Below are 15027 nucleotides of genomic sequence, written 5' to 3' on the forward strand. Positions count from 1 at the left end.
TGATCTTATTCTTCGTGCCGGTTAATTAGAATGCGGGGTTCATGACGCGCTTACACTAAAGCCATGATCTCTCATATCTTTATTTAACGAATCTAATCTTCCCAAAACATCATCGAAGGTATCTTGCCAACCAAGCTCACCATAATATTGAAGCCCTATCTCCCCAATAATATAAAACTCACCATCTCTCTCAATCGTGATACCAGAGCCTGAATCCCCATGGATAATTAACCACTGCAAGTTACTTTGAGGCATGATCACTGGGTCATATTTGTACTCAGCTAACCATTTTTTGTCTGTGTCGTTGTACTTAACAAACTTTTTGCCGCCATTACGTCCGTTATAGTTGCCAAAGCCAACGCTATTTACTTCATAGACTTCTGAATGATCAAACATCCCTTTCTCAGGCAACTTCGCCGGCTTGATACCGGTGATTGGCGTATCTAAGCGCACCAAAGCAAAGTCGTAAATACCATCGGTAAATTCATACTCCCCCCACTCACCATCAGGGTCAGTAGTCGCACGTGACGTATGAACAACATTGTACTTGCCATTCTTATCTTTTTCATAAGAAGAACAAGTTACCGCATTTTCATATCCTTCACTTTTTGAACCTGACACATGATTTGCTGTGATAACCCAATACGGGTCGATTAAAGTGGCCGACCCTGCATTCATGTGGCAAGCAAAATCAAATTGAGTTTGTAAGGCAAACGCTTTGTGTTGAGTAACCGAGCGATCCATCTTGCCTATGCCCGCCTGCGCTGAAAAAGTAGCAACGATCGCTGATGCCAAAATAATTTTTTTCATGTTACTGAGCCTCTCTCAATTGGATAGCTTCAATAGCGTGGTAACCCTGTCTAGCTTCAAAGTCGAACTGTCTATGTTGACGTGTATAAGTGATTTCGACGATATCATCAGGAGATTGGGATTCGAAAACTATCGTATTTTTGACGCTGGTCATGTGAAAGGAAATATCATTTTTAATAGTGATACATTGCTTTTTAACACATGCGGTTACATCAGCAGAAGAGAGCCAATTGTGTGTATAAAGCTCTACAGAAAATCGCCCGCCTTTACCTGGCTGAACGTCAAAAGAGAAACCACTAGTGCCGACAAGTAAACCAGAAAAAGCTAGCTCTTGGTTGTAATCTGTAGAATCACCACCCTGCCAGTAATAACGGTTACCAATTGCGTTTTTGGTCTCTGAATTAGAAACTTGTCGTAATTCACCAATAACGTTTACGTCACCAATTAAAGCACTATTGGGTTTATCTTTTCTTTGATGCTCTCCATACAAGAAAACCCAATCTAAACCGTTCAAGTCAACGTCTCTTGCGTAACGATACTTGCCATCATTAAGTTCATAACCGATGAACTCACTAGCGATCGACAAAGTACCTGTACCAATTTCTGAAACATTACTTAATTTATTTAAATCGACCTCAACCTCACTGGCCGCTGCATTGGTTGTTAGCAATGCCAACATGCAGAGGTTCAATTTTGCACATTTTAATCTCATATTTTCGCCTCAGTATTAGTTCCAAGTAATTGTAGGCTAAAGATAAGTTGAAAATGTAAGGTGCTGTAAGGGCTTTGTTCATCACGATTCAAACCTCACCAACTGATAGTTGGCACGAATAACTACAAACCCAACCATACCAATAGTTGATGATGATAAATGGCGTTTGCCAAGCTTTTGACTAAAGGTGATTTACTTTCCAAGTAGTGACTCGACGCTCCTTACATATGCTTACAATAGGTATGGATAGTAATTGTATGTCATTAAGAATTTTTATTTCACGACGATAACAGCGATACCTATGCAAGTTCGTTTCATGTATACAACGAAAAAGCCCCACCAAATCATGGAGGGGCTCTGAAAGATCATTTTTGTGTACTCAAAAACTTAGTCGACATCTTGGTCGATAGCGTATTTTATCGCGAGACCGCAGATTGCCATCATAACGAATGGGATGGCGGCAGTCGTGTATTCTGCCCATGCCATATCAGCGAATGCTTTTGCCAGTAGTACGTGGCCGAGGATTAACAGAAGTGCACACACAATAGCAACGATAATCAACTTAACTTCGTTACCCATAGTCATTTTCAACATAACGGTATCTCCAATATTTGGTCTATCGATATTGAATCACAACTCGTTGGTCAAGAAGGCGTACAGTTGCATCGGAATCAGTCCGTACAGTTGGAATCATTGTCTTTTTTATGAGTGACTTACGGTTTTACGAGTGCGTAAGTTGATGCGCAAGTTTACCAAGTAAGAGCAGCGCTTGCTCTTTCTCTGCTGTGAGTTCATAAGAGAAGTTCAATCTAATCGCGTTGTCTACTCTGCCCAACTCGCTAAAGAGGTCTCCAGAGGCGACGCTAATGCCTTGAGCAATCGCTAACTGATGGAATTGTTGACTGTCGAATTTGGCAGAAAAACGAATCCATACAAAGTAGCCGCCAGCTGGATCTTCTATCTCGATGGAATGTGGGAAATATTGCTTAATGACCTCTATAAATCGCTTTTTTCTCACTAGAAGATTTTTACGCAATTTACGAAGGTGATTGTCGTAGCTTTCGTGTGTCAAGAAGTGCGCAACACCAAGCTGCACAGGAGCACTACTCGACAGCGTAGAAAGAAGCTGAAGTTTTTGAATCGCATCGTTAAAACGCGAACTCACCACCCAACCAACACGATAGCCAGGGCATAAACTCTTAGAGTAAGAGCCGCATAGCAACACTAAGTCTGTTTTATCAAATGCTTTTAGCGGTTTAGGTTTATGCCCTTCGAAATATAGGTCGCCGTAAACATCATCTTCGATAATATAAGTCTTGTATTGTTCAGCAACCTCAACCACTCGGCGCTTCGCATCTTCAGACAAACTTGTCCCTGTCGGGTTTTGAAACGTCGTCATCAGCCAACACGCTTTCACATCCTGGTTTTGTAGTGCGCTTTCAAACTGCTCAATATTCAATCCATTGATTGGACAAACATCCACTTCGATAGGGTTGAGTCCTAACCTCTCGACAGCTTGCAGAGCACCATAGAAAGCGGGAGATTCAATCACAACGTAGTCACCGGGCTTGGTTACAGTTTGAAGGCTCAAGTTAAGCGCTTCCATCGCACCAGAAGTAATCACGATATCTTGATGGTTGACGGTAATACCTTGCTGCAGGTAACGTTGAGCGATTTGTCTTCTTAGGGACTCACTGCCCGGTGGCAGATTATTGATCACACTAGCACCTGTCATCTTCCTTCCCGCACTGGCGAGGTTTCGAGTCAAGGTAGGCAAAGGAAAAAGGTCAGGATCTGGGAATGCTGATCCAAAAGGAATAACCCCCTCTGCCGAACTCGATTTCAAAAAGTCGAATAAGCGATCATTAATGGCTTTCTTTTTGTGTACTAACGGCAGTTCATAATCAACGCCGTCCACACGTGGTGCAACAAAGTAGCCCGACTGAGGCTTAGCGATGATCCACCCTTCGCTTTCTAACAATTGGTAGGCTTGTAAGACAGTACTATTGCTGACGCTGTAATTGCGACAACTCATGCGGACGGAAGGGATCTTTTCTCCTGAACGCCACGTGTTGTTCGCTATCTGAGTTCGAATATCCTTTGCAAGCTCTTCATAACGCGCCATCTAATTGTACTACCTAGAGAAATTCTAATAAGCCTGAGATTTTATCACTAACGTTAACAACTATTGCTGCTATCCATATGATTGAGCCTAATTTCTATAATAGTGTGAATTGGTTCACAGATAACTTTGTATGCTTTGCTAAGTTTGTAACCAAGGCGAGAGCCAAGTTCGTTCTACGCCTCTATAATTTGATGTAATCCAAAAAACATGCGAGATAAAAATGAAAAAAATAGAAGCAGACCAGTTAAGTTATAAAGGAGAGTCAAACGGTGTTCATAGTTGGACAACACCGAGTGGCCAGCCATATTACTGGCACCCAGACTGGCTCCATATCGCTGAAGATGCAACAGGCTCACATCCAAAGCAGGAGATCGACGTCGATCAAGACCAAGCACCAACTGAGAAACACGCGGTGTCTGCTATTCTGAAACACCTAAACCAATGGGCATCAGACAAACTAGCATCTCACCCAGACATTGAAACCAACTCAATTGAATCTGAAATCAATCTGAAAAAGTAATTTGATTAGAGGTAAGTAGTCGTCAATCACTCTCGACTTTACTCAAATATATCGACTGAATAGTCTCGTATTTCAACCGGGACTATTCAAGTGTCTTCATAAAAACTGCCGTAATAACACCCATCTAGCTAACAATTATCTAACACAAACCAATTTTTTGTATCATTCAACAAAAGCTATCGATAGAATCCCCGACCTTATTCACACTCGCTATACTAGCCATACATACCTACCAACCTCGTGAATTAATACACAAAATACGTATTCGTAAACTTAGGAATAGTTGCGAGACCTTAAGATGAAAATGAACAAAGGCTTATCGATGGATACTTCAAATTACAATCAATCGCTAACGACTCAATTATACGTCATCGCTGGCGTGCTATTTGGCACCTACGGCAGTCGGGTATGCCCGATGCTCGAAAGCTTAACGACGTTAGAAATTTTCACCCAAGTCAGTAGTGTCTTTATCTTATTGTGGCTAGCGCGTCATTATTTGCTATCGCAACACACCTTAGTCAAACAAGGTCGATTTGCACAACTCGATACTATGTTGTTCTTTGCCGCGAGTATTCCTTTCGCGCTCTACTACAACCTAAGCTACGACTTCACGATAGACAGTAACTTGAAAGTGCTGTTTGGCATGAGTCTATTCGGTTTCTTTACCGGTACCATTCTTCAACTGAAAGCGAAGCTTAGCCAAATAGATGAAATGGAGATGACTGGGCAATTTGACTTCCACCTGATGGGTGAAAGAAGTTCACTGGTTAAACAAATGATTGGTTTGGTCATCGTGCTTCTGGTAACACTGACCACCATGCTGACTATGGTGGCCGTCAAAGACATCTTCTGGCTAGAACACAACCCCGGTCGTTTGCTAGATGGTACGGGCAAGATCAGCGTGATCAAAGAGTTCATTTATTTGGCGGTTGTACTAGGTGGATACGCGATAACCATCATGACTCTATGGAGCCAGCTGATTAAACGTATTCTTCTAAGCCAAGAGCACGCATTAAGTAAAGTAACTAATGGTGAGCAAGGCGTTCGCTTACCTATATTCAGCTACAACGAGCTTGGGTCAATAGCATCTATGACCAATACCATGCTTGATAGCCTCGAAAACGCTCAAGACGAAGTAAAAACCACACGTGACGTCGCGATTGTTAGCTTATCTGCACTAGCTGAATCTCGAGACAATGAAACTGGCGCCCATATTTTACGAACTCAAGAATACGTAAAGGTACTCGCACTGGAGCTCAGCAAATCTGAAGCTCACGCGATCTTATTAACACCCAACTATATCGAGCTGCTTTATAAATCTGCCCCACTGCATGATGTAGGTAAGGTTGGAGTACCTGACAGTGTGCTGCTAAAACCGGGCAAACTGACGGATGAAGAGTTTGAGATAATGAAAGGTCACCCTGCTATTGGCGCCGAAGCGTTATCTATTGCAGAAAAGCAATTGGGAAGCAGTTCTTTCTTAAGAGTCGCGAAAGAGATTTCTCTCACTCACCACGAGAAATGGAACGGCAGCGGTTATCCCAACCAACTGTCCGGGGAAGATATTCCTCTGTCCGGCCGCTTAATGGCATTGGCCGATGTTTATGACGCATTAATATCGAAGCGAGTTTACAAGCCAGCCTTTACTCATGAGCAAGCGAAACAGATTATCTTGGAAGGTAATGGGACCCATTTTGACCCGCAAGTTGTCCAAGCTTTTCTGGCCGTCGAACAAGAATTCGTTTCAATTGCCGCGACCTACAAGGATGGAAAAAACATGCAAAGTGAACTTGAACGAGAAAGCTTTGTTGCTCAACCTGCTTAGTCTTTTCGAAAACCACTAACTATACAGGCTCCGACTATACAGGTTACAGTAAGTTATGGGGTGTTATACAGGCTACAATAGTTATATAGGTTAGATCGCAGAGTGATTTTCTGAGTCAGCTTCATTCGAGTGTTAAGTTAAGCGAAACAGGAATAGTGACTGAGTAAGATTCTATAAAAAACCAGCATATATATGCTGGTTTTTTTTGGTTTAGAAGAAACACTATCTTAGTAGTTGTACACCACCAAGAGCTACACCTGGGTTCTTCCCTTTGCTATCCAGATTTTCTACTTCATATACCCATTTTAGGGTCGTGGTATCGTCTGGTAAATCAACTTGGTGAATACCGTAGCGGCCTACCTTAGTGCCTCTAGGTACACTGACTGAAGAAGAACCGATAGAAGGTAAGCTAGACCACTGATTCCCTGATTTTGCTAACGCGCCATCAATAATATTGTCACCAACGCTATATGCCTTCCATACTTCAGTGCCATTCGCGAATAATTTAAGCGTACCTTTTGGTACGTCTTGAGCACCAGTCCAGCCTTTTCCAATAACAGCGGCTCTAAAACGAATGGCCTTCCAGCTTTGTCCGCTTTCAGCTGTAACTGACACTTCAGGCTTTTTATCTTCACCACCAAGGTAGAGGTGACCTTCCCAGTTAGTGATATCGGCAGGGTTTTGTGTCCAACTATGATTAAATTGGTCAGTTGTATTGCCATCATCCCAACCAAACAGACAATCCCCATTCTTAGTGACTGTACATTGAGGGTAATTAGCACCAGAGTTTGCTTCAGCATAACTGAAAGATAAGTTCTGAATACCCGTTTTGAGTGAGTTACGAACAGACCATACTTTTCCGGTTTTACCATCAAAATCAATGCGCCAATATAAAACATCGCTTGCTGGGTCTAGATTGACAGTGTGCGAACCTGAAGCAGCAGAACTAGCACCTGATTGAACTTCTAACCAAGTGCTATTATCTGTACTGGTATACACTTTGTAAGCACTTGATTTAGATACTTTCCAAGTGAACTTATGGTTACCCTTGAATGGGAACGATTGTCCATTATATGGTCGCGGTGTATACGCATACTTTAAGCTATCATTAGCAAGCGCCACCATGTCACCATCAGACAAAGCAAATGAGCGCATCTCGATATTATCAACCAAGATATTACCTGCTTTTTGCTCAGACTTTATATTAGCTGTAGCATCTTTGCCTGCATCCATCCAAGGCTTAGAAATGATCAACCCTTGGCTTGTGCCCGCAGACAAACGGCTACCCGCCCCCCAAACACCCGCATAACCATCAGCCAACTCCATATCATCGCTTTCTTCTTTACTGCGACTGTAGTTGTTAACTAGCGTAGCTTGCTTTCCATTAACCCAAATAGAAACTTTTTGAGTGGTACGATCAACACGCACTGCGACAGTATTCCATTGACTGAGGTTAAGTGCCTCTTTGGTTGTAACAGACACCTTTCTAAGGTCACTTCCACCCGCATAAGCAGCAAGTTGACGCGAAATCATGAACCACTCTAGTGTTCCTTCGTTCGTTAACTTAAGTTGGAACCCATCAACCCAAATGCCCTTACTAACGAGATCAATTGGATGTTCTAGCTTGACTTTAGGTTTCACTTTGAGTGACAAAGTAAAATCGTCTTCACCGAAATCGAAATCATGTCCGTAGTGGAACTTATACTTATAAGATTCCTGAACATCGTTCTCTAGTAAGTTAGATTTTACTGACTCGTAAGCACCTAGTTTTAGTGTTTTCGAATTCGCGTAACCTTGGTTAACCCAAACTTCAGAAACTTCCTGCTTACTCGACTCTTTTACAACAGCAACTTGTCCTGCCAATCCTGTTTGAGCGTTCACCATCCATAAGTCATCAACAGGTGCGTCTTCAAAATCGAAACGAGCATATAGATCTGGAGTCGTAACCTTGACATGAACAACGTCACGATCGAACAGTTTCTTGCCATCAGTAATGATGTAGTGGAACTCATCCTCACCAATAAAGCCTTTTGGTGCTTTATAGGTGACTTTCCCATTTGTGATACTGAGCTCAGCACCTTGTGCCGAGTATTTATCAACGTTGTGGATAGAAATCTTATCGCCATTAGCATCTACGTCATTTTTCATGACATCTAATGCCGTCGTGCTATCACGTTTTACACTAAAGTGGTCAATTTTAGCCGAAGGAGGCAGAGGGTAATCCGCAGGTCCAACAAGATTTCTTCTTAGACGGTTATTTTTATAAATATTGAAATTGATATCGTCAACGTGCGCTTCACCACCTTGAATTCCGTGGCCTTCAGCAGAAGTACTATGCCCTGTGCCTAAGTAGTGCGCGGTTTCATGCAATACAACGCCATCAGCACCAATGATGTCACCTGGAGAGCGAACAATACTTCCGAAGTTTACACCTAGAATCCAGTTACCTTTCAGCCACAACATTCTATGTTTAAGGTCCCAACCTCGCGTTTTTCTTTGTTCATCCCACCATTTTATAGCAGCGACTCTAATGGGTTCATTCTCGTGTTGGTACCCCCAAGTCTTACAAGCGTCATGAGAAGCGCTTTTTTTACAAGTTTGGTAATGGTCGTCCAGATAGCCCCAAGTTTCTATCAACACATCATTGACAGAGAAACGTAACAAAGCATCTCGACTCAAAACATAATCAACCAAGTTAATGTAGTAGTCGACGAGCACCATCGCATCATCCAAGTTGCTATCCGCTTCTTGAACAAACGCTTGGTAAGAGACATGAACTGCCACTTTTACTTTGTGCAGCTGAACTTGCGTTTTGTCTTTAGCAATTAAGTTATCTAAACCCGATGTTGGTGCACTCGGGTGCTCATCTACGGTTTTAATTGCTTTTTGCATGTTGTCTAAAATTGCAGACTGCGGCGTAACCGAAGCTAAGTTTTGAGCTGTTGCTGTTAGCTTCTTAGCGGAAAGACCGCTTATGATGTCCGCTTTTTCAATTGTCCATACTCTTTGACTACCACGGAACGCTGTCACATAGAGTTTATTTTTACTGGTCAGTGCGGCAATAACTTGCGTATTCTCATCACTGGTATCAACACCACGATAAACACGAATCGCTGGCGTATTAATAGTACTGGATGGTGCATTCCCATTAATACGGTGATCCCAAAGATATACTTTCATATCGGGCTCTCTGATCGAGTAACGATGGAGCTCTAACGTACGCTTTTTACCATTAACCGTAATTGCCACTGAAAGATCTGGGGGTGATGCTTTCGTAGGGTTGTAGACCATAGGTTTATGGCCTTCGTTTTTGCTATCTTTGCACCCACCAGCCATGACTACCGCTAGTACCACAAAACATAGACTCAGTATTTTATTCATTCTATGTGGTTCCCTTATATCGACCAGTCTAAAGATGAATAAAAACCATAGTAATAGCAATGAATTACGTTGAACAAAACAACGCCAACGTACAGCCTATCAAAGGACTGTCTTTCAAAAGGGAGCGTGATTTAACTATGTAAATAAAAAAGCCCAGCGTACAAATACGCTGGGCTATTAAAGTTTAAAAGAAAAGTACTACCTTATTAGTTGTACGCCTCCTATAACGGCTCCGGGGGTCATTCCTTTGCTATCTAAGCGTGAGCTTTCATATTCCCATTTGAGCTGTGTGACATTTGCAGGGAGATCAATAAAGTGAACGCCATACATATCAGATTTCACTTTACGAGGTACACTTACTGCATAGGTACCGATAGAGGGGAGTGACGCCCACTCTGTACCTGCTTTAGTCCAAACCTCATCACCGATATTATAAGCTTTCCATACTTCCTTCCCATTTGCATACAGCTTCAGTGTACCTGAAGGGTAATCGTCCGCACCGGTCCAACCTTTGCCCGCCGCAGCTGCTCGAAAACGAACACCAGACCACTCACCGGTTGGAGTATCAACTTGTAAGCTCAACGTTTTTTGTTTACCACCAAGATATATATGGCCTTCCCAGTTAGTAGTCCCGCCGTTGTCAATTGTCCAAGTATTACCATATAAGTCGTTATAACCATTTTGCGTTGCTGGCCAACCAAATAAGCAGGTTACACCTGATTTGACTTCACAATCAGGTATTGCGGCACCGTTACTAATTTCAGAGTGACTGAATGCGACTTCTTGACGACCATTAACTAGATTATTTCGAACCGACCACACTTCGCCGACAGAACCGTTCACGTCGACACGCCAATAAAGCGCCTCATCGGAGGCATTGAGCGCGACAGTATGTGAACCCGAACTACCATTACCAATTTTTTCAGTAGACCAAGACTTTCCATCACGGCTAATCATTAACTTGTAAGCCGATGACTTAGACAATTTCCAGCTCAGTGTTTTGCTTCCTGAGAAAGCAATGCCTTCACCATTATATGGACGCGGTGCATAAGGATACACATAATTGTTGTTGGTCAATTTTGATATCTGATCATCTGTAAGTGCAAATGACCTCAACTCTACGTTATCGATACGCAAATAGCGGCTCTGGCTTTTTTGTAACTCCTGCTTGTGTACTTCGTCCGTATCCCACCATGCTTGCCCGATAGTCAAACCTTGACTGATACTTGACGCTCTTCGGCTACCTCCGCCCCATAAACCAGCATAACCTTTAGGAAGATTAACCTCATTTTGCGCTTCATCGACAAGCGACTGTTTAACCCCATCAACCCATAAGCTTGCTTGATTCGTTGTTCGGTCAACTCGCACAGCAATTGCATGCCATGCGCTATCAGCAGGTAAAGGTGACTCCGTCGTCATTTTTACAATGCGGTAATCAGTACCGCCTTTATGCATAGCGTATTGACGAGACTTCATGTACCACTTTAGTTTTCCATCTTTCAGTAGTCGTAAATGGTAGCCTTCTCTCTCCATTCCACGGTTAACCAAATTAATGTCATGAGGAAGTCTAGTTCCAACTTTCACTTTCAATGAAACCGTGAAGCTATCATCACCGAGATCAAATGCATGACCGTAATGAGTATTATATTTAAACGACTCAGGTACATCGTATTTGCTTTTGATTGACCTTACCGCTTCATGAGCGCCCAGCGTTAATGTCTTTCCATAGGAATCGTTAGTCACTGATTGTGAGTAATCAACCCAAACATCCTTCCCTGAACGCCAATCACGACTAACATGAAGCTGACTTGCTAGTCCGGTCTGTTCATTAGGAATCCAAAAATCTTCAATCGCGCTTTCAAATCCGAATCTAGCGTACAAACCAGGGCTTGTTACTCTTAAATGAACCTCTTCACGATCATACAATTGTTTTCCATGATGCGTAGTTGAGTCAGTGATTTGATAAAAGAACGAATCTTCTCCCACAAACCCTTTTGGTGGGGTATAGACCAGTTTATCTCCGACGATCTTAACTTGACCGCCTTGAACGGTAAGCGAGTCCACTTTATTTATCGATATCGAATCACCATTTGCATCAAAGTCATTTTTCAACACATCTAATGTTTTCGCTGTATCACGCAACACACCAAAGTGATCAATTTTAGCCGATGGGGGTAACGGGTAATCAGCAGGGCCAACAATCGCTCGTCTGGCTACGCGGTTTTTGTAACCGACAAAACCAATATCTCCCACGTGCGCTTCACCACCTTGTGAGGTTTCTTCCTCGCCACCAGTATGGTGCCCCGTACCTAAATAGTGTGAGGTTTCGTGTAAAACAACACCATCCGCTTGAATCAATTGACCCATCGAGCGAACATAAGATCCCCAGTTCACACCAACAACCCCACTGCCTACCAAATCAATCATGCGATGTCGAACATCCCAATGGCGCGTTTTTCTTTGGGCATCCACCCAACGTCGTGTTGCGTTTTTAATTGAGGTATTCTCATTTTGGTAACCCCAGTCTTTACATCTATCGTGACTGCTACTCTTTATACAGTTATTGTAGTGACTCCTTAAATGCCCCCATGTTTCAATAAGAACATCTTGCATAGAGAATCGAATTAACGCATCACGACTATACACATAGTCCACTAAGTTTATGTAGTAATCAGCTAAAACCATAGCATCATCAAAGTTACCGTCAGCTTGCTCTTTAAAAGTCTGGTAACTAATTTGAACAAATGCATTTATCTTACTCAGTTTAATGTCTGACATATTTGTTGGTAAGATATTGTCTAGACCCGAAACTGGGTTATCCGGATTTTTGTCTATTGGCTTAATCGACTTCTGAACCGCATCTAATATACTGTTTTGTCGAGACACAGAAGAAAAGCTAGACTTCAGCGGTTGGATAGTACCCGCTGATTTACCACCAGTTACCGCTGCATCCTTGATCGACCAAACTCGGTGGCTACCACGAAAAGCAGTTACATATAATTTATTTTTAGTGGCAAGAGCCGCTATAACTTGAGTATTTTCATCACTCGTATCAACGCCTCGGTAAACACGAATGTCCGGAGTTTTAATAGTACTCGAAGGGGCGTTCCCGTTAATACGATGATCCCATAGATATACTTTCATATCGGGCTCACGAATAGAGTAACGATTCAGCTCTAACGTACGCTTTTTTCCATTAACAATAATTTCAACAGAAAGCTCTGACGGTGATGCTTTCGTTGGCTTATAGACCATAGGTTTATGGCCTTCATTTTTGCTATCTTTACAGCCCCCAGCAGTGACCACTGCTAAAGCCACGAAAAACAGACTCAGTGTTTTCTTCATTCTAAAGAGTTCCTTCATGTTTACCGCCCTAAACATGAACAAAAACAACATTGTTAGCAATGAATTACGTTAAACAAAACCGCATCGACGCACAGTCATTTCAAATGGAAATGCCGAAAAATTCCATAAATCAAATTTTCGAAGCTATTGGTTATAAATCGTTTTAATAAATTCTAGGTTTTGAGTTGTAACAACCTTGTATGAAAGGTATAAATACCGGAGTTATTATTACCTCCCTCTCAATTGACATGGATGAAGATTATGTTTGAAAAAGTGTTAGCAGCTCCCGCCGATCCTATTCTCGGCCTTACTGAAGAATTTAAAAAAGACTCTCGTGAAGAGAAAATTAACCTTGGTGTTGGCATCTACAAAAATGAAGATGGTCAAACGCCAGTACTTAAAACAGTAAAGAAAGCAGAAGCTGCACTTCTTGAAAACGAAAAAACCAAATCTTACCTAACGATTGAAGGTACCGCTGAATACGGTCTAGCGGTTCAGAAACTGCTTTTCGGTTCAGATGCAGAGATCGTAACGTCTCAACGCGCTAAAACAGCACAAGCTCCAGGTGGTACAGGTGCACTTCGCGTAGCGGGTGAATTCATCAAGCGCCAACTGGGTCACGTGAAAATCTGGATCAGTAACCCAACTTGGGCTAACCACAACGGCGTTTTCGCTGCTGCCGGTATCGAAACAGCTCAATACTGCTACTACAACGCTGAAACCAAAGACAAAGACTTCGCAGGCATGGTTGCTGACCTAGAGAAAGCTTCTGAAGGCGACATCGTTCTTCTTCACGGCTGCTGTCATAACCCAACAGGCATCGACCCAACAACTGAAGAGTGGGAAGTACTGGCTAAGTTAGTTGCTGAGAAGAAACTGCTTCCTCTATTCGATTTTGCCTACCAAGGTTTTGCTAAAGGTGTTGAAGAAGATGCAGCTGGCCTGCGCATTTTTGCTAAATACAACAAAGAGATTCTTGTTGCTAGCTCGTTCTCTAAGAACTTCGGCTTGTACAACGAGCGTGTGGGTGCATTCACTCTGGTTGCAGAATCTGCAGACGTAGCAACAACAGCGTTCTCTCAAGTTAAGAGCATCATCCGCTCTATCTACTCTAACCCACCAGCGCACGGCAGTGCTGTCGTTACTCACATCCTTGGTGATGCTGATCTACGTGCTGAATGGGAAGCAGAAATAGCAGAAATGCGTGACCGTATCCAAGAGATGCGCGAGCTATTCGTAACGACACTGAAATCTGAAGGTGTTGATGCAGACTTCACATTCATCGAGCGCCAAAACGGCATGTTCTCTTTCTCTGGTTTAAGCAAAGAGCAAGTAACTCGCCTGAAAGACGAATTCGCTATCTACATTGTCGGTTCTGGCCGTATCAGCGTAGCGGGCATGACGAAGTCAAATATGGGTCCTCTATGTAAAGGCATCGCTGCGGTTCTTTAATCGAAAAAGAAACCTGCACTTGCAGACCAATAGATATGCAAAAGCCAGCTATTAAGCTGGCTTTTTTGTGTCTGCCTCCTTTATATGTCAGTTTTTAAGACGCTTAGTCTATATATCGCTAACTAATACTCTAGGAAGAACTCTACACCTAGCTCGTTAGTGCGTTCACTACGAATCTTACCTTCGCCATTTCTGTGTTGGTAAGAGCCACCAATCGCAAATTTGTTGGTCACTAAATAGCGTAAACCTAGGTGGTAGACTTCCTCGTCAAACAAGTCACTGCGATTCACTTGTACACTGCCGTTCGCTATCCAACGTTTCGCAAAGCCATAGTTGAGTTCCGCTTTTATTCCTTGGATAAACTCCGTGTCAGACGAGCGAGTAATGTTAGTTCCATTATCTTCGACTTCCCCCTTAGTAATACCAAGCAGGTAGTAAGCCACTATATCTAGATCTCGCTTAATACTGTAACGGTACCCAATGCCCGGCATAAGGGTATCCATTCGAGTTGTTGATTCATCTGGGTGAATGAAACGAGCACTGTAGTCACCCAACAATAGCCAATCATCCGTTATCGCATAGCTAATACCTAATCCATAGGATGATGCATTGTTATTGCTGCCTGCATCTTCATTCAAACTTCCCGAATGAGCGGTGGCGTATATATGGTCATAATCCAGAATATCCACACTGTGAGTTTCGGCCCACGAACTTGAAGAAAACATAAAAATTGCAGACACTAAACTAAGTTTCCACTTCGGCATTCCTATCATCCTTTAACTGTCACCCTATTATTTGAAAGATTAGTCTATCCCTAAGACTTTAAAAAGGTTTTAGCTCACAGATTGATTTGTGAC

General features: G+C 42.6%; 9 protein-coding genes and 1 pseudogene. 3 read left to right on the top strand and 7 right to left on the bottom strand.

Annotated features, from left to right (window positions below):
- Positions 1-54: 54 nt before the first annotated feature.
- The 4 genes and pseudogenes from ACED60_RS18955 to ACED60_RS18970 form a co-directional block, all read right to left on the bottom strand.
- A pseudogene (locus ACED60_RS18955) lies at positions 55-810 on the bottom strand (serine protease); the annotation flags it as partial.
- 1 nt (position 811) lies between these two features.
- A complete protein-coding gene (locus ACED60_RS18960; RefSeq protein WP_371728238.1) occupies positions 812-1489 on the bottom strand; it encodes a hypothetical protein in 678 nt (225 codons plus the stop codon).
- A 420-nt stretch (positions 1490-1909) separates the two neighbouring features.
- A complete protein-coding gene (locus tag ACED60_RS18965) occupies positions 1910-2116 on the bottom strand; it encodes a hypothetical protein (RefSeq protein WP_004734707.1) in 207 nt (68 codons plus the stop codon).
- A 127-nt stretch (positions 2117-2243) separates the two neighbouring features.
- A complete protein-coding gene (locus ACED60_RS18970; protein ID WP_371728217.1) occupies positions 2244-3647 on the bottom strand; it encodes a PLP-dependent aminotransferase family protein in 1404 nt (467 codons plus the stop codon).
- A 220-nt stretch (positions 3648-3867) separates the two neighbouring features.
- On the opposite strand from ACED60_RS18970, the gene ACED60_RS18975 reads away from it, so the two are divergent.
- Both ACED60_RS18975 and ACED60_RS18980 read left to right on the top strand, forming a co-directional pair.
- A complete protein-coding gene (locus tag ACED60_RS18975; RefSeq protein ID WP_009847048.1) occupies positions 3868-4167 on the top strand; it encodes a hypothetical protein in 300 nt (99 codons plus the stop codon).
- Between the two features lie 298 nt (positions 4168-4465).
- Positions 4466-5992 carry an HD-GYP domain-containing protein gene (locus ACED60_RS18980; protein ID WP_371728218.1) on the top strand — a complete coding sequence of 509 codons (1527 nt, stop codon included), beginning with the start codon at positions 4466-4468 and terminating at the stop codon, positions 5990-5992.
- Positions 5993-6214: 222 nt separating this feature from the next.
- Here the strand turns inward: ACED60_RS18980 and ACED60_RS18985 are convergent, their stop codons facing one another.
- Positions 6215-9373, bottom strand: coding sequence for an Ig-like domain-containing protein (locus ACED60_RS18985; RefSeq protein WP_371728219.1), 3159 nt, complete (start codon positions 9371-9373; stop codon positions 6215-6217).
- A gap of 198 nt (positions 9374-9571) precedes the next feature.
- Complete coding sequence (locus ACED60_RS18990; protein ID WP_371728220.1) at positions 9572-12718, bottom strand: Ig-like domain-containing protein; 3147 nt, start codon at positions 12716-12718, stop codon at positions 9572-9574.
- Positions 12719-12979: 261 nt separating this feature from the next.
- On the opposite strand from ACED60_RS18990, the gene ACED60_RS18995 reads away from it, so the two are divergent.
- Positions 12980-14170, top strand: coding sequence for an amino acid aminotransferase (locus ACED60_RS18995; protein ID WP_371728221.1), 1191 nt, complete (start codon positions 12980-12982; stop codon positions 14168-14170).
- 122 nt (positions 14171-14292) lie between these two features.
- Here the strand turns inward: ACED60_RS18995 and ACED60_RS19000 are convergent, their stop codons facing one another.
- Complete coding sequence (locus tag ACED60_RS19000) at positions 14293-14934, bottom strand: outer membrane beta-barrel protein (RefSeq protein ID WP_029223784.1); 642 nt, start codon at positions 14932-14934, stop codon at positions 14293-14295.
- Positions 14935-15027: the final 93 nt, after the last annotated feature.

Origin of the sequence: Vibrio sp. 1F279, assembly GCF_041439815.1 — a bacterium.
GTDB lineage: Bacteria > Pseudomonadota > Gammaproteobacteria > Enterobacterales > Vibrionaceae > Vibrio > Vibrio tasmaniensis_A.